18 protein-coding genes and 1 pseudogene are annotated in these 15,414 nt (G+C 37.3%); 14 read left to right on the top strand and 5 right to left on the bottom strand.

The features are described from left to right. The first annotated feature begins 57 nt into the window (after positions 1–57). Together sufB and CBM15_RS19395 are read left to right on the top strand one after the other, a co-directional pair. On the top strand, positions 58–1,455 hold the full coding sequence (gene sufB / locus CBM15_RS16820) for a Fe-S cluster assembly protein SufB (RefSeq protein ID WP_008408669.1): 1,398 nt from the start codon (positions 58–60) through the stop codon (positions 1,453–1,455). A gap of 186 nt (positions 1,456–1,641) precedes the next feature. Then, a complete protein-coding gene (locus CBM15_RS19395; protein ID WP_193433807.1) occupies positions 1,642–1,785 on the top strand; it encodes a hypothetical protein in 144 nt (47 codons plus the stop codon). Positions 1,786–1,831: 46 nt separating this feature from the next. Here the strand turns inward: CBM15_RS19395 and CBM15_RS16815 are convergent, their stop codons facing one another. Then, positions 1,832–2,185, bottom strand: coding sequence for a thioredoxin family protein (locus CBM15_RS16815; protein WP_420066685.1), 354 nt, complete (start codon positions 2,183–2,185; stop codon positions 1,832–1,834). Positions 2,186–2,254: 69 nt separating this feature from the next. On the opposite strand from CBM15_RS16815, the gene CBM15_RS16810 reads away from it, so the two are divergent. From CBM15_RS16810 to CBM15_RS16785, 6 genes are all read left to right on the top strand, one after another. Continuing rightward, on the top strand, positions 2,255–3,106 hold the full coding sequence (locus CBM15_RS16810) for a DUF72 domain-containing protein (protein WP_087618365.1): 852 nt from the start codon (positions 2,255–2,257) through the stop codon (positions 3,104–3,106). 25 nt (positions 3,107–3,131) lie between these two features. Continuing rightward, positions 3,132–4,496, top strand: a complete 1,365-nt coding sequence (locus tag CBM15_RS16805; RefSeq protein ID WP_087618364.1) for a bifunctional metallophosphatase/5'-nucleotidase — start codon at positions 3,132–3,134, stop codon at positions 4,494–4,496. 64 nt (positions 4,497–4,560) lie between these two features. After that, on the top strand, positions 4,561–5,664 hold the full coding sequence (locus CBM15_RS16800) for an HD-GYP domain-containing protein (protein WP_087618363.1): 1,104 nt from the start codon (positions 4,561–4,563) through the stop codon (positions 5,662–5,664). A 41-nt stretch (positions 5,665–5,705) separates the two neighbouring features. Continuing rightward, positions 5,706–6,476, top strand: a complete 771-nt coding sequence (yunB, locus tag CBM15_RS16795; protein WP_008408660.1) for a sporulation protein YunB — start codon at positions 5,706–5,708, stop codon at positions 6,474–6,476. 113 nt (positions 6,477–6,589) lie between these two features. Beyond that, positions 6,590–7,501, top strand: a complete 912-nt coding sequence (gene lipA / locus CBM15_RS16790; RefSeq protein WP_008408659.1) for a lipoyl synthase — start codon at positions 6,590–6,592, stop codon at positions 7,499–7,501. A gap of 154 nt (positions 7,502–7,655) precedes the next feature. Continuing rightward, positions 7,656–8,003, top strand: a complete 348-nt coding sequence (locus tag CBM15_RS16785; protein WP_008408658.1) for a YutD family protein — start codon at positions 7,656–7,658, stop codon at positions 8,001–8,003. Positions 8,004–8,042: 39 nt separating this feature from the next. Here the strand turns inward: CBM15_RS16785 and CBM15_RS16780 are convergent, their stop codons facing one another. After that, positions 8,043–8,309 carry a DUF3055 domain-containing protein gene (locus CBM15_RS16780; RefSeq protein WP_008408657.1) on the bottom strand — a complete coding sequence of 89 codons (267 nt, stop codon included), beginning with the start codon at positions 8,307–8,309 and terminating at the stop codon, positions 8,043–8,045. A gap of 91 nt (positions 8,310–8,400) precedes the next feature. Between CBM15_RS16780 and CBM15_RS16775 the strand changes: the two genes are divergently transcribed. Both CBM15_RS16775 and CBM15_RS16770 read left to right on the top strand, forming a co-directional pair. Further along, positions 8,401–8,853 (top strand): DUF86 domain-containing protein, encoded by a 453-nt coding sequence (locus CBM15_RS16775; protein WP_087618362.1) that lies wholly within the window; start codon positions 8,401–8,403, stop codon positions 8,851–8,853. Further along, a complete protein-coding gene (locus CBM15_RS16770; RefSeq protein WP_087618361.1) occupies positions 8,853–9,617 on the top strand; it encodes a TIGR01457 family HAD-type hydrolase in 765 nt (254 codons plus the stop codon). Before CBM15_RS16775 ends, CBM15_RS16770 begins: the two co-directional genes overlap by 1 nt. A 26-nt stretch (positions 9,618–9,643) precedes the next feature. Here the strand turns inward: CBM15_RS16770 and CBM15_RS16765 are convergent, their stop codons facing one another. Next, entirely contained in the window at positions 9,644–9,883 is a 240-nt protein-coding gene (locus CBM15_RS16765) for a YuzB family protein (RefSeq protein ID WP_008408654.1), read from the bottom strand. A 270-nt stretch (positions 9,884–10,153) separates the two neighbouring features. Here CBM15_RS16765 and CBM15_RS16760 point away from each other — a divergent pair, with 270 nt between their 5' ends. Beyond that, complete coding sequence (locus CBM15_RS16760) at positions 10,154–11,221, top strand: NAD(P)/FAD-dependent oxidoreductase (RefSeq protein ID WP_014823041.1); 1,068 nt, start codon at positions 10,154–10,156, stop codon at positions 11,219–11,221. Between the two features lie 97 nt (positions 11,222–11,318). Here CBM15_RS16760 and CBM15_RS16755 read toward each other — a convergent pair whose 3' ends face one another. Beyond that, positions 11,319–11,651, bottom strand: a complete 333-nt coding sequence (locus CBM15_RS16755) for a YuzD family protein (protein WP_008409039.1) — start codon at positions 11,649–11,651, stop codon at positions 11,319–11,321. Between the two features lie 28 nt (positions 11,652–11,679). On the opposite strand from CBM15_RS16755, the pseudogene CBM15_RS16750 reads away from it, so the two are divergent. Then, a pseudogene (locus CBM15_RS16750) lies at positions 11,680–11,972 on the top strand (NifU family protein). 52 nt (positions 11,973–12,024) lie between these two features. Here CBM15_RS16750 and CBM15_RS16745 read toward each other — a convergent pair. Continuing rightward, on the bottom strand, positions 12,025–12,717 hold the full coding sequence (locus tag CBM15_RS16745) for a DUF2225 domain-containing protein (RefSeq protein WP_041865701.1): 693 nt from the start codon (positions 12,715–12,717) through the stop codon (positions 12,025–12,027). A gap of 210 nt (positions 12,718–12,927) precedes the next feature. Here CBM15_RS16745 and CBM15_RS16740 point away from each other — a divergent pair, with 210 nt between their 5' ends. Further along, positions 12,928–13,302 (top strand): HesB/IscA family protein, encoded by a 375-nt coding sequence (locus CBM15_RS16740; protein ID WP_008409036.1) that lies wholly within the window; start codon positions 12,928–12,930, stop codon positions 13,300–13,302. Positions 13,303–13,627: 325 nt separating this feature from the next. Then, positions 13,628–15,400 (top strand): methyl-accepting chemotaxis protein, encoded by a 1,773-nt coding sequence (locus CBM15_RS16735; protein ID WP_087618360.1) that lies wholly within the window; start codon positions 13,628–13,630, stop codon positions 15,398–15,400. Positions 15,401–15,414: the final 14 nt, after the last annotated feature.

The following is a 15,414-nucleotide window of genomic DNA, read 5'->3' as shown; positions in this document are numbered from 1 at the left end:
TAAAGTGTGTGTCATGCACATTTTAGCACTTCTCATTAGATGAACGGAGGAGACAACATGGCTAAAAAAATGCCTGAAATCGGCGATTACAAGTATGGCTTCCATGATAAGGACGTATCAATTTTCCGTTCTGAACGTGGACTAACAGCAGATATCGTTCGTGAAATCTCAAGTATGAAGGAAGAGCCACAGTGGATGCTTGACTACCGCTTAAAAGCTCTTGAAAAATTCTATGAAATGCCAATGCCACAATGGGGTGGTGACCTTGCATCATTAAACTTCGATGAAATTACGTATTACGTAAAACCATCTGAAGCAACAGAACGTTCTTGGGATGAAGTACCTGAAGAAATCAAAGCGACATTCGATAAATTAGGTATTCCGGAAGCTGAACAAAAATATCTTGCAGGTGTATCTGCTCAGTATGAATCTGAAGTAGTTTACCACAACATGAAGCAAGACCTTACAGATTTAGGGATTGTCTTCAAAGATACTGACTCAGCATTAAAAGAAAACGAAGAAATCTTCAAAAAACACTGGGGTACAGTAATCCCTTATACAGATAACAAATTCGCAGCATTAAACTCTGCAGTTTGGTCTGGTGGTTCATTTATTTATATGCCTAAAGGCGTTAAATTAGACACACCATTACAAGCATACTTCCGTATTAACTCTGAAAACATGGGTCAATTCGAGCGTACGCTAATCATCGTAGACGAAGATGCTTCTGTACACTACGTAGAAGGTTGTACAGCGCCTGTTTACACAACAAACTCTCTACACTCGGCTGTAGTAGAAATCATCGTTAAAAAGAACGCTTACTGCCGTTACACAACGATTCAAAACTGGGCGAACAACGTTTATAACCTTGTTACAAAACGTACAGTTGTTGAAGAAAACGGTACAATGGAATGGATCGACGGTAACATCGGTTCAAAATTGACGATGAAATACCCTGCTTGTATCCTTAAAGGTGAAGGTGCACGTGGTATGACATTATCAATTGCCATTGCTGGTAAAGGCCAACACCAACACGCTGGTGCGAAAATGATTCACTTAGCACCAAATACATCTTCAACAATCGTTTCTAAATCGATTGCTAAGCAAGGTGGTAAAGTAACTTACATGGGTCAAGTAAAATTCGGTAAAAATGCAAAAGGTGCACGTTCGAATATCGAATGTGACACATTAATCATGGATAACGAATCTACTTCTGATACAATTCCATACAACGAAATCTTAAATGATAATGTATCTTTAGAGCACGAAGCGAAAGTTTCAAAAGTATCTGAAGAGCAATTATTCTACTTAATGAGCCGTGGTGTTTCTGAAGAAGAAGCGACAGAAATGATCGTAATGGGCTTCATCGAGCCTTTCACAAAAGAATTACCAATGGAATATGCAGTAGAAATGAACCGTCTAATCAAGTTCGAGATGGAAGGTTCAATCGGATAATAATCTATCAGGCACCTGCCTCCAACCTAAGTTGGAGGCAGGTGCTTTTTTTTATATAATTGTGTTGAATTCGTGAAGAAATACAAAGGTTTACTAGAAAGATTTCAGAAAGCATGGAGTATTCGTTTACAATAATTGTATTAGATGGAATAATGGATTTAGAGAATGATATAAAGGAGCGACAAAATGGAAAACTTATTTTGGCCAATAGCTTTAGGGGTTCCTGGTACTGTAGTGGTAGTTGCGGTAGTACTCACTTTTTGGGCTTTAGGGGAAAAGAAGAACGGTAAGATTATGAAAAATGAAGAGCATGAAGGTATTATTAAATAATATTAAAATAGCTTCAAACGACTATTAATGCGTTTGAAGCTTTTTTCTATTTTAAATTAGAAATAAAACTCTCAATTTCCTGTTGAGTTTTACGGTCTTTGCTGACGAAACGTCCAAGCTCAATGCCGTTTTCATAAGCTAAAAAGCTAGGAATGCCGATAATTCCTAAATCAATACATAAATCTAAAAACTTATCGCGGTCTACTTTAACAAATGTATACTCGGGGAATTTTTCTACAACTTCCGGCATAAATGGATCAATAAAACGGCAATCTCCGCACCAGTCCGCTGTAAATTCGAAGATTACGGCTGTACTGCTTTTAAATTGCTCAAATTCCTCAGTTGATTGTAAAATATGCATAAACTTGTCCTCCTTTTTTCTATTATTATGATAGGAAATGTAGTGTTTTGCAATGAATGAACATCGAAACGGGTAAGGTAATATACAATGCTAGAGAGGTGAAGAACGATGATTTCAATCGGCTTAACTGGTTGGGGAGATCACCCGGAAGTATATAGTGAAGTTACTGCCGCAAAAGATAAATTGTTTGATTATAGCGGGCATTTCCCTGTCGTAGAATTAGATACATCCTTTTACGCAATACCATCACCGGCAAATGTTGAAAAATGGTGCAAGGATACGCCGGATGCTTTTCAATTTGTCGTGAAGGCTTATCAGGGCATGACTGGTCATCTACGCGATGAACTGCCATTTGAGACGAAAAATGATATGTTCAACGCATTTCGGAATTGTGCGGATACTTTTAAAAAGCACGGTAAGCTTGCAATGGTTCTTGTTCAATTTCCTCCTTGGTTTGACTGCCAAGGTAAAAATGTTCAATATATCCGATATATAAAGCAACAATTACAAGGGTATCCTATTGCTATTGAGTTTCGAAATCAAACTTGGTACAGCCCTCAAATGAAAGAGAAGACAGTGCAATTTTTAAAAGACCATCAATTGATTCATACAGTCTGTGATGAACCGCAAGCAGGAAGCGGCTCGGTCCCTTTTGTTCCAATTGCTACTGATGAGAAAGTGCTCGTACGTATCCATGGGCGCAATGTACATGGCTGGCGAAATATAGGCCATGGGGAGAACTGGCGAAAAGTAAGGTTTTTATATGATTATAATGAAGTAGAACTGCAAAAACTTGCAGAAGAAATAAAATTTTTGGCTCGCCAATCAAAACATGTCTTCGTATTATTTAATAATAATTCCGGAGGGCATGCCGCAAAAAACGCAAAACGAATGCAGCAAATTCTTGATCTTGAATTTGATGGTTTAGCGCCAAAGCAATTAGGTCTTTTTGAAGAATAACGAAGAGTGAGGTGGCAATGCAAAAGTGCGAGAAATAATTCATATATTCCATACGAATGATTTGCATAGTCATTTTACGTACTGGAAGCGCAGTCAGTCGTTTATTCAAATACAACGTCGAATACTGGCCGAAAAAGGCGAAACGAGCTTTCTGGTCGATTTAGGGGATCATTTGGATCGTTCGAATTTATATACAGAGGCAACACTAGGTAAAGGTAATATCAAAATGTTAAACGATGCTGATTATGATGTTGTGACAATTGGAAACAATGAAGGCATAACGCTTTCCTATAATTTGCTATATCAGTTATATGATGACGCACAGTTCGAAGTAGTTGTCGCAAATCTATATTCCCAGTCAGAAGAAAATCCAAGTTGGATGAAGCCATACACAATATTGACTACCCAGTACGGCACGAAAATAGCCGTAATAGCTGCGACAGCCCCGTTTGATCTTTTCTATAAGGAACTTGGGTGGAACGTAACAAACCCGCGTACAGAGCTTGTAAAGCTGGCCTTTGAATTAAAAAAACAGGCGGATATAATCGTTTGTTTATCACATTTAGGGATAACTGAAGATGAATTGCTGGCACAGGAATGTCCGATTATCGATGTGATTTTCGGTTCGCACACACATCATGTATTTGAAAAAGGTCAAGTGGAAAATAATGTCCTTTTAACAGGAGGCGGGAAATTTGGCCAGTATACTGGTCAGTTAACGGTGGAATTTGACCACGCGTCCCGGAAGGTAGTAGAAAAATCAGATCGCCTATTTGAAAACGCTCTTTTACCAACAGTCGAAGAAGAAGAACAGTGGTTGTCCAATCTTCAAAAAGAAGCAAAGGCTATTTTGGAAAAACCTATCTTTACATTAACAAAACCATACAATAAAGAATGGTTCCATCGTTCTCAATTATCGGATTTATTTGCAGAGTGTATGTATGATTATACAGAAGCGGATTGTGTCATGTTCAATGCTGGAATTTTTGTCGAACCACTACGTAAAGGGTTAATTTCTACATATGATATTCATAAAATTTTTCCCCATCCGATAAATATATGTGTTGTGCAAATAACAGGTAATGAATTAAAAGAAATTTTTACTCAATCCGAAAACGAAGATTGGCCACGTCTTGAATTAAAAGGTCTTGGCTTTAGGGGCGTTATTTTCGGAAAAATATTGAATTATGGTATTGAGATGACGAAGCAGCGCGAATTATATATTAACGGGAAACTTATGGAACCGGATCGGATCTACCGTTTAGCAACACTGGATCTCTTTACATTCGGGTATTTTTTCCCTAGCTTTAAATATGCCAAAAAACAATATCTTCTACCGGAATTTATCCGGGATGTTTTTAAAAATTATTGTATGAAAAAGTTTCAGTAATCTTCCAAAACCCCCTTTCCAATTATATAATGAACGTAATAGTAGAATGGAGAAATAAGTATAGATGCGATTAATATCGATAAATGTTTTGAAAGAAGGTATGGCAGTCGGCAGGACTATCTGGAATGAAGCTGGCCATCCACTGCTTCACAAAAACGTCGTTGTAACAAGCCGAATTATTGAAAGGCTGCGAGAGCTGAATATTCACTATTTATACATTGATGATAAACTATCAGCCGGAATTGAAATAGAAGAAACGATCGCTCCGCTAAAAAGAATGGAAGCCGTAAAAAATATGACTAAATCATTCGAAAATGTAAAAAAAGCTAAACGGGATCAGGCATCCTATGTACTGGATCAACAGTCCAAAGTGATTGGCTTAATTGTCGATGATATTATGAATGCCATCGTAAATAGCGAGGAAGTATTAATGGTGCTGACAGATGCGTATTTATATGATAAATATATTTATCAGCATTCATTCCAAGTAGCACTGTATTCAATCGCAATTGCTAAAGAAATGGGCTATTCTTACGAAGATATACGATTAATTGGAATTGGGGCAATTTTACATGATGTGGGGAAGCTGCTTATATCACCTGATATTTTACTAAAGCCGGGCAACTTAACGGATGAAGAATATGAAGAGATGAAGAATCATGCACGCTACGGATTTGATTTATTACGCAACTTACATTCAGTATCATTGCTCGTAGCACATTGCGCTTTCCAACACCATGAACGAATCGATGGAAGCGGTTATCCACGGGGGATTATTAACAATGAAATTCATCCGTTTGCAAAAATCATCGCTGTTGCAGATGTATTTGATGCATTGACATCGAATCGCATTTACCGAAAGAAAATGTTGCCTTCAGAAGCGATTGCAATCATTGACAAAGGTGATGGGAAGCTTTTTGATGCAAAGGTAATGGAGGCATTCAGACGGAGCGTAGTACACTATGCAAATGGTACAATTGTGTTGCTCACAGATGGCCGACGTGGAATTGTATCGAAGCAAAATATTGTTGATGTGACACGACCTTGGATCCGTATTTTTCAAGAAAACGGCAAAATGCTGGGCGCTACATATGAACTATGTTTAAGTGATTACCCGACAGTTGATATTAAAAAAGTTGATGTGGATTTTGAGGGAAATATTGAATAAAAAATCTTTCTTCTCATATTTTATGGGAAGGAGGATTTTTTTTGCGTTTTCGTAAAAGAAAGTGGAATTCCTATGGCAGGAAAAAAGGCAAAATGCATAATGTCGTAACGATCGTCATCGTCAGTATTATCGGCATGGTTTGTCTTAGTATATATGTCATGAACGGCAGATTAATGCCAACCTATTTGCAGTACGCGGAAGTTCAAACGCATAAAGTAGCTTCGTATGTCGTGAGTAAAGCAATTAATTCCAGAACATCCAGTGTACTTGATGTAAATGATGTCATCGTTGATTTACCTACACAGTCAGACGATATGATTACGACAAAATTTAATACGGAAATAATTAACCAAGTGCGTGCAGAAACGACAACATTAGTAAAAGAGTATTTAGAACAGGCCGAAAATGGAGATTTATCACATTTGCCAAATTTGGAAAATGTGGAATATGACGTAGGTAAAATGGAAGCAGGAGACGGAATCGTATTTTTCGTACCGTTAGGGCAGGCATTAAACCTTCCGATTATCGGAAATTTAGGACCTAAAATACCGATTCGCTTTCACATTATTGGTAATGTAAATAGTAATGTTGAGTCAACAGTAAGTGAATTTGGCATAAATAATGCAATTGTAGAAGTAAATTTACTGATTGGTGTTAATGTCCAGATTATTGTACCATTTGCCAGTAAGTCTGCATCGGTCGAACAGAAAATTCCAATTGCAATCGGTTTAGTAAGAGGGACAGTGCCGCATATTTACAGTGCAGGTGAAGGAGCACAGCCGTCTATTGAAGTACCAATCCCTTACGAATAGTAACTTAATTATGATAAATTAAAATAATAGGAATACTCTGTTGTTGGAAAGTAGTTAATATGATAATCTGACATCAGAAACATCGTAGCATTTGAGTGAGGGGAGTAAATGACATGACATCTTGTAAACCAACTAATCCGAGGGAAGAGCACTTACGCAAACCAGAGTGGCTAAAAATTAAGCTAAATACCAATGACGAATACAAAGCATTAAAAAAATTAATGCGAGACAATAATTTGCATACGGTATGTGAAGAAGCTCGCTGCCCGAATATTCACGAATGCTGGGGCGAGCGTCGTACAGCAACAATGATGATTTTAGGTTCTGTATGTACGCGGGCATGTCGTTTCTGTGCAGTTAAAACAGGATTGCCTAATGAATTGGATTTGGCGGAACCGGAACGCGTTGCAGATTCCGTTGCGTTAATGAACTTAAAACATGTTGTTATTACAATGGTAGCACGTGATGATCTGAAAGACGGGGGCGCGGAAGTATTGGCGGAAACGGTGCGTGCAATTCGCCGTAAAAGTCCGTTAACTTCTGTTGAAGTACTACCATCCGACTTAAGCGGCCGTGAAGAAAGTTTACGCATTCTGATGGATGCAAAGCCGGATATTTTAAACCATAATATCGAAACAGTACGCAGTTTGACACCACGTGTTCGGGCAAAAGCGACATATGACCGTTCACTGGAATTTTTACGCAGAGCAAAAGAAATGCAGCCAACTATTCCGACAAAATCTTCTTTAATGATTGGCTTAGGAGAAACGTTAGAGGAAATTTATGAAGTAATGGATGACTTGCGTGCAAACAATGTTGATATTATGACAATCGGTCAATATTTACAGCCTACGAAAAAACATTTGCCAGTAAAAAAATATTATTCTCCGATCGAGTTTGGCAAGCTGCGTAAAATCGCTATGGAAAAAGGCTTCAGTCATTGTGAGGCAGGTCCATTAGTACGCAGTAGTTACCATGCGGATGAACAAGTGAATGCAGCAAAACAATCAAGTGTTACATTGTAGAAAATAGACGTTCAACTTATTTGGGCGAACATAATAATACTTGCCGAAAGACGGACTATAGCTGATTTCACCATATTTACCTACAAAATTTGTTGTGAATATTGCTTTCATCTTCAATATTCATTAACATGGAAATAGATAGGTGGTGTCTAGTTTGATTATTGCAGATGGGTATGCTTATGAAGTGATCGAAAATGTGCGGGAAGGCTTTCAAGAAGATGCATTTATCGCACGATACTCAGATATATTGACGAAATATGATTATATTGTAGGGGACTGGGGTTATGGTCAGCTACGTTTAAAAGGATTTTTTGATGACAAAAATCAAAAATCCACGTTTGATACAAAAATTAGCACTATTCAAGACTATTTGTATGAATATTGTAATTTTGGATGCGCCTATTTTATAGTTCATAAAACAGGCCGTGCACCAGAGCAAAAGAAAGAACCAATAATTGCACAACAAACTGAGGCAGAAGAGCCAGTGGAAACAGTTGAATAACGAACAAAAGAGGAGGCGTTGTATAGCGCCCCCTCTTTTTTAGCTTAATAGTTCACGCAAGTATTCTCGTAAGTCTTCCGTCTCTTCTTCTGTACGGTTATATACATGCTCTAAATAACCTGGCTCTTCCACATCATCTGCTCCAATGATGGCAAAACGCCCAAACTGAATATCAAGGACGAGCACTTTTCCGAAAAAGCGACTACTTTGTAATATGGCTAAATCATAACGCTGTGTTTTTCCGGCAAAGCTGACGAAGCGCGTTTTTGTATCTTCTACATCATCATATAAGAAAAATCTTTCCATTTTGTTTTGTACCCCTTCCATCTCTAAAGAATATGGTACTATATAAAGGAAAACACTATCAACTTTTATTGATTGAATGGAGGCTTTATCTATGTACTTCGTAGATAGAAATAAAATTACAAACAACTTAGCACACTTGGACGAGTTATTGGCGATCTTTGAATCGACAGAAAACTGGTTGGCAGATGATATTCATAAGCTGGCATTACAGCGTATCGGCCATAATGTAATGGAAGCGATGATGGATGTAGGGAACCTGGTGATTGACGGCTTTATTATGCGTGATCCTGGAAGCTACGAAGACATTATCGATATTTTCGTTGATGAAAAAGTGATTACAGAAGAGATGGATGCACCATTAAAAACGGTTGTCGGCTTACGCAAAATGATCGTTCGTGAATTTATCGCTGTAGATAGTGAAGAAATTTTAAATGTATTAACAGCAAACTTAAATATACTCAAGCAATTCTCACCAAAAGTGCACAATTATTTAACGAATGAGTTAGGACCTGTTTCTGCATTTTTACCAGAGGATGAGGCATAATGTTCCCGTATAAAGCGTATTGCTTTGATTTGGATGGAACTATCTATCGTGGGAAAGAAGCGATCGATTCTGCCGTGAAATTTATTCATCTTCTGCAGGAAGAAGGAATTGAGCCGTATTATTTAACGAACAATTCATCGAAAACCCGTGAAAGACTGCAGCAAGTTTTACAAGATATTGGCGTGGATGCACCGCTTGATCATATTTATTCAAGTTCACTTGCAACGGCAGCCTATGTTGCAAAAATAAGTAGTAATAAAAAAGTAAATGTAGTCGGTGAATTGGGCATTCGTACTGCTTTAATCGAGCAAGGATTAGAAATTACCGATGAACAAAGCGATGTTCTTGTAATGGGCATTGACCGCCAAATCTCGTATGAGAAACTTGTAAAAGCATGTGACTATGTCCAGAATGGCGCACAGCTTATTGGAACAAATGGCGATATTAAATTTCCGAACGAAACCGGTTTTACTCCCGGGAATGGATCATTTGTTCAATTAGTTGCAAATGTATCCGGAGTTACACCGACCTTTGTTGGGAAACCATCACCGGTAATGCTGCAAATCATTGCTAAAGAGCATCACTTTGAAAAGAGTGAAATGGTCATGGTCGGGGACAACTATGATACCGATATTTTGTGTGGGATAAACTTCGGTTGTGATACAATTCATGTCAATACGGGTGTTACGCCTACTGAGATTGTAAAAAAACAAGCCAATTTACCTACGTATTGTGTAGAAAATCTGTTGGCACTTATTAAATAAACAAAAAGAAATCCGGTGTGGGTCGTTTACCACATCGGATTTTCTTCTATATATTCATAAATGCGCTTCGTCAGCTCTTCTGGAGTATCCGCCTCAACTATATCCCCGTTCACAACAGCATAAAAGTTTTCGGCACATTTTGTGCAGTAGCTTAAGCAGCCATATTCCAATACATCAATATCAGGATCTTGCTCCAGTTGTTCATATGTTTGTTGCGCACCATTTGCTAAATTACTAATGCAAAATTCGACTAATGGATTTAACATGTTGTCACCTCACTATTAGCAATCCTACTTTTTTTTGCAGCGAACGTCAATTTCTCTGATTTAATAACTTTCGGCTGATGTTTGAAAATCCTTGCGATCCTTTATAATGAAATGGCATCATTAACTTATGTGAATTTATTCACAAAATATCATTTAATATATTGTGAAACTTATCACAAACAGTTATAATACTTATGGAAACTTTGTGAACACAATTATGATGCCTTCCAGCTTCGTAATTGATTACTTACAGATATGAGGGAATATGCTATGCAAAAGTTAGTATTATTAGGTGGCGGATACGGAAATATGCGAATTTTACTTCGTCTATTACCAGGCTTACCAGCGGATGTAGAAATTACATTGGTTGATCGTACACCATTCCATAGTTTGAAAACAGAATTTTATGCACTTGCTGCAGGTACATCAACAGATAAGGAAATCCGAGTTGCGTTTCCGGAACATGAGCGCTTAAAATGTGTTTATGGAGAAGTAGTACGCATCGACCGTGAAGATAAAAAAATTTATTTAGGTGACGGCGAGGAGCTTTCCTATGACCAGCTTGTAATTGGTTTAGGTTGTATTGATAAATACCATGGAGTGCCGGGTGCCGATGAATTCACATATAGTATTCAAACAATCGCCAAATCACGTAAAACTTTCGAAAAAGTATGCGGATTGGCTCCAGGTTCGACGGTTGCCATTATTGGTGCAGGTCTTTCAGGTATCGAGCTTGCGAGTGAACTGCGTGAAAGCCGTTCTGATTTAAAAATTAAATTATTTGACCGTTCTCACCGTATTTTACGTGATTTCCCGGAAAAGCTAAGTGAGTATATCAAGTCCTGGTTTATTAAACATAACGTCGATGTAATCGCAGAATCGAATATTACGCGCGTTGAAGAAGGACGTTTATACAACCATGATGAAGTAATTGAAGCTGACGTAATCGTATGGACAGCTGGTGTACAGCCTGTGAAAATCGTTCGTGAACTGGATGTTGAAAAAGATAAATTCAATCGTCCGATTATTACGGATCATTATCATGTAGTTGGGGATGAAAATGTATTTGTAGTTGGAGATTGTGCTTCTTCACATTTACCTCCCACAGCGCAATTGGCAGAAGAACAAGGCGAACGTATCGTTAAAGTTTTAAAAATGCGCTGGAAAGGCGAGCCGCTTCCAGAAAAGCTTTCAGAAATCAAAATGAAAGGCTTTATGGGCTCCCTTGGGAAAAAGCAAGGCTTCGTTCATCTGGCGGATACAACTGTAACAGGACGCATTGCACGCCTTATGAAGTCGGGTCTGCTTTGGTACTACAAAAAGCAAAACGAAAACTAAAAATTGATCATCCCTGTAAAAGAATTCAATTTGACTTTAAAACAAAAAATTCAATTTCCTCGAGAAGAAAATTGAATTTTTTGTTATGTTAATATTTTTACTCTTCAGTTGGTACAAAGCCTGCCGATTCTAGCGCTGTAAATACAGGCTTAATCTGCACATAGCCTTCACCAACTACTTCATCATTTACTAAAACTAAAGGGTAGAAAAATTCATCTTCTTGAATACGGTTTGCATAATCTTGATCACGTTCATTATCAATTACACCTTCAATATCGATATAGCGGATAGTAAACGGCTGTTCCGGATATTTTCGTGAAATTGCAGCTTGGAGCCATTCATATGTATCTTTGGAAGATGGTGCATTTACACAACTGGCACAGATGATGTCAGCGCCGAATACTTCTATAACTGGATGAGATTGTGACATAGGAATTCCAACCTTTCGTGATTCAATAATGGATTTTTTTGCTCCTTCACATTATAATGATTTTAATGAAGGGAGTCGAGCAAAATGACAGAAACAGAACAATATGCACAAGTACAAGAAGTTTTAGATAAATTACGCCCGTTTTTATTACGTGACGGCGGAGACTGTGAATTGGTAGATATTGAAGAAGGTATCGTAAAATTGCGTTTATTAGGCGCATGCGGTAGCTGCCCAAGTTCTACAATCACATTAAAAGCAGGTATCGAACGTGCTCTTTTAGAAGAAGTGCCGGGTATCGTTGAAGTAGAACAAGTTTTCTAATTCAAGACTACAGAGCTGCCAAGAAAGTTTTTACTTACTTGGCAGCTCTTTTTTATTGTGCTATTTTACCACGCTCTTGACGAACTAATTCCCATTGCTCTTTTGCCATATTAACGAGTTTTGCTTCTCCGCCTACACGTTGACTTTCAATTACACGTGAAAAGAAGCGTGTTGCATTTTCATAATCGCCAAGGCGACGGGACAACTCGGCGATCATATACACTATCCGTACACTGGACATTGTTGTGCCAGCATAATCTTCCGTCGAATAGCTTTCCATATATTGATCGCGTGCCAGTTTTAAAAAGCGCTGTTCCTGTGAATTATTTTTTAATGATCGATATAACCACGCCAACCGCAATGCCAAGCCTGATGTAATAACAAATTTTTCTTTTTTAACTGTTGCGCAAAACAATGCCAGTTTATATGTTTGAATGGCCTCAAAAATAGAACGCTCATTACTGAAACAGTGCGGTACCCAATGACTGCAAATTTTTTCATTGATTTGTTCTTTCACACCTGGAGCAAAATATTTACTGAAGTCTTCCGTAAACGAAAACCCACAATGCTGACAAACAAATACATTATAATATAATGCATTCACGTAATTGTCTGTATAGACTGGTTGAAAGTCGGATGCTGTATGCTCTATTTTTATGGACTTGGTACGAACTTTTAGTGTAGAAAAATTTTTCTTGCAATGAATACAGTTCACTGTCTTTTCGTAAAATGGGGAAATTTCCATAAAGGTTCATACCTTTCGTTTAATTATGTTCCTTTATTATAGCAAGGAAAATTAAAAAATGTGATTAATATACTGAATTGATGTGAAATTTTTAGGTATTTTTTCCTTGAAAGTTTTCACTCAATGCAGGAATATAATCAGGTGGAGCAGTTTTGTTGTCAGATAGGTTTTACAATTGATATGATAAATAAAAGAAAGTAGGTGACTGGAATGGCAAGTGAAAAACAAGTAATCATTTTAACAGAAGCGGCCTCATTTCAAGTCAAAGAAATGATGGTTCAAAACGAAGAAGAAAATGCGAGCCTGCGTGTAGCCGTAAAAGGCGGAGGCTGTAGTGGTCTTTCATACGGAATGGCATTTGAGCAAACAATTAATGATGACGACTTCGTTGACAGCCAACACGGCATTCAAATTATCGTATCAAAAGAAGATGCGGGTATTTTACAAGACACGAAAATCGATTTTAAACAATCATTAATGGGTGGCGGTTTCACAATCGACAACCCGAACGCACTTGCTTCATGCGGCTGCGGCACAAGCTTTAAAGCGGCAGCACGTCCCGCAGTAGAGCAACCATGTGAATAATGGATTGTGAATAACAAGTCTCCTAGATTTGTGATGTTATTAAACATGACAAATCAAGGAGGCTTTTTTTGTGCTTAAAAAAGAAAATAAACATCTGAAAGAGTATATTATGTGAAAATATGTTGGATTAAGTAAAAATTTAGGTTAAAATAACATTCGGGAATCAAAAATAGTACTTTTTTCTATGTTTTTTAGTTGTGGAGAAGTAATTAATACTCTTCTTTGGGGGATTTAAATAGTCAATTAATGCTATAAATAGGGGAATTTAATTAGTTGCAAGACAAAATGAAATGATAGTTCTATAAATACAAGGGGTGTATATTAATTGAAAAAACAAGCTAAATCTAAATCTAAATCTAAATTTCACTCATCTATTAAATCAAAATTAATTGGAATTTCTATTTTACTATTGATTGTTCCAATGATAGTAATAGGAATGACAAGTTACCAGAAAAGCTCTACGAGTTTAGAGCAAATAGGCAAAACAAACTTGCAAAACAGTGTTGAATTTACACTTGCAACAATCGAAGCATACAATTCAGAAGTTGTAAAAGGAACTATTTCCCTTGAAAGTGCTCAAGAGAAAGTAAAGGGGATTATTCTAGGTGAGAAGAATGGGGATGGGACCCGAAATATTAACGCTTCTATAGATCTAGGTGAAAATGGCTATATGATTGTGTATAGTCAAGAAGGAACTCGAATTGCACATCCATCTAAAGAGGGTGCTAGTGCATGGGATGATGAGGATGAAAACGGTATAAAATTTGCTCAAGAGATGATTAAAATAGCCAATAACGGCGGTGGTTTTACTTTTTATAATTCAGCATTACCAAATAATAAAGAGCAAATTGAAGAGAAGGTTTCCTATTCGAAAGTTGATCCAAACTGGGATTGGGTAGTGACCGCCAGTACCTATATGACGGATTTTAATCAGCCTGCTACTGAGTTGTTTAATATTATTCTTATTGTTAGTGGTATTTCAATCATTTTAGGGGTTATCATTATTTGGTTCTCTGCAAATCTAATTACTAAACCAATTATAAAAGTAACTGAACAGATGGGTTATCTTGCAAATGGTGATTTAACGAAAGAACTATTGCTCATTAAATCAAAAGATGAAATAAGTAGATTGGCAGATGCTATGAATTTATTACATAAAAATCTTAGAAATTCAATGAAAAAAGTTTCCGAAACTTCAGAGACATTAACTAGTCATAGTGAAGAACTATCTCAATCTGCCGATGAAGTGAAAATGGGATCAGAACAAGTGGCATCTACTGTTCAAGAATTAGCTGCTGGTTCTGAAACACAGGCTAATAATGCAAGTGATTTAGCTTCGGTAATGAATACTTTTGTAGAAACAGTCCAAGAGGCAAATGAAAGTGGGTTACGAATAGAAGGAAATTCAAAAGCCGTTCTAAGTATGACCAATGACGGAGCAGAGTTAATGAAACAATCGATTCAACAGATGGAAAAAATTCATTCCATTGTAAATGAATCCGTCGAAAAGGTTGCAGGGTTGGATAAGCAATCACAGGAAATATCTAATCTAGTTACTGTCATTAAGGATGTAGCCGATCAGACAAATCTACTTGCTTTAAATGCTGCTATTGAAGCTGCAAGGGCTGGTGAACATGGAAAAGGATTTGCAGTAGTTGCTGATGAGGTAAGAAAACTGGCTGAACAAGTATCCAATTCTGTAACAGATATTACAGGAATTGTAGACAATATACAAAAAGAGACTTTTATTGTGTCTGACTCACTAAAAGTTGGGTATAAAGAAGTCGAACTAGGGAAAACACAAATTGAGTCAACGGGAGAAACTTTCGAAGGAATTAGTGTTGCTGTAACTGAAATGGTAAATAGTATTACAACTATCGGTAAAAATTTATCAGAAATCTCAGTAAGTACACAGGAGATGAACAGTTCTGTTGTAGAAATTGCATCAGTATCTGAAGAATCTGCAGCTGGCATTGAACAAACATCCGCTTCTGTTCAACAAACAAGCAGTATAATGGAGGAGGTGGCAGGAAGTTCGAAACATCTTGCCAATTTAGCAGAAGAACTTAATACTTTAGTGAGAGAATTTAAACTTTAATTAATTACTTCGGG

It is taken from the genome of Solibacillus kalamii (assembly GCF_002174535.1).
GTDB lineage: Bacteria > Bacillota > Bacilli > Bacillales_A > Planococcaceae > Solibacillus > Solibacillus silvestris.
Note: the sequence above shows the minus strand (reverse complement) of the source record. Positions and strands in the feature narration are given on the sequence as shown.

Excerpts from the sequence above, each read along its gene's own strand:
- CBM15_RS16760 (WP_014823041.1), top strand. The coding sequence starts at position 10,154 with ATGCAAAAGTTAGTATTATTAGGTGGCGGATACGGAAATATGCGAATT.
- lipA (WP_008408659.1), top strand. The coding sequence starts at position 6,590 with ATGACATCTTGTAAACCAACTAATCCGAGGGAAGAGCACTTACGCAAA.
- sufB (WP_008408669.1), top strand. The coding sequence starts at position 58 with ATGGCTAAAAAAATGCCTGAAATCGGCGATTACAAGTATGGCTTCCAT.
- CBM15_RS16755 (WP_008409039.1), bottom strand. The coding sequence starts at position 11,651 with ATGTCACAATCTCATCCAGTTATAGAAGTATTCGGCGCTGACATCATC.
- CBM15_RS16810 (WP_087618365.1), top strand. The coding sequence starts at position 2,255 with ATGATTTCAATCGGCTTAACTGGTTGGGGAGATCACCCGGAAGTATAT.
- CBM15_RS16745 (WP_041865701.1), bottom strand. The coding sequence starts at position 12,717 with ATGGAAATTTCCCCATTTTACGAAAAGACAGTGAACTGTATTCATTGC.
- CBM15_RS16775 (WP_087618362.1), top strand. The coding sequence starts at position 8,401 with ATGTACTTCGTAGATAGAAATAAAATTACAAACAACTTAGCACACTTG.
- CBM15_RS16765 (WP_008408654.1), bottom strand. The coding sequence starts at position 9,883 with ATGTTAAATCCATTAGTCGAATTTTGCATTAGTAATTTAGCAAATGGT.
- CBM15_RS16800 (WP_087618363.1), top strand. The coding sequence starts at position 4,561 with ATGCGATTAATATCGATAAATGTTTTGAAAGAAGGTATGGCAGTCGGC.
- CBM15_RS16740 (WP_008409036.1), top strand. The coding sequence starts at position 12,928 with ATGGCAAGTGAAAAACAAGTAATCATTTTAACAGAAGCGGCCTCATTT.
- CBM15_RS16780 (WP_008408657.1), bottom strand. The coding sequence starts at position 8,309 with ATGGAAAGATTTTTCTTATATGATGATGTAGAAGATACAAAAACGCGC.
- CBM15_RS19395 (WP_193433807.1), top strand. The coding sequence starts at position 1,642 with ATGGAAAACTTATTTTGGCCAATAGCTTTAGGGGTTCCTGGTACTGTA.
- CBM15_RS16770 (WP_087618361.1), top strand. The coding sequence starts at position 8,853 with ATGTTCCCGTATAAAGCGTATTGCTTTGATTTGGATGGAACTATCTAT.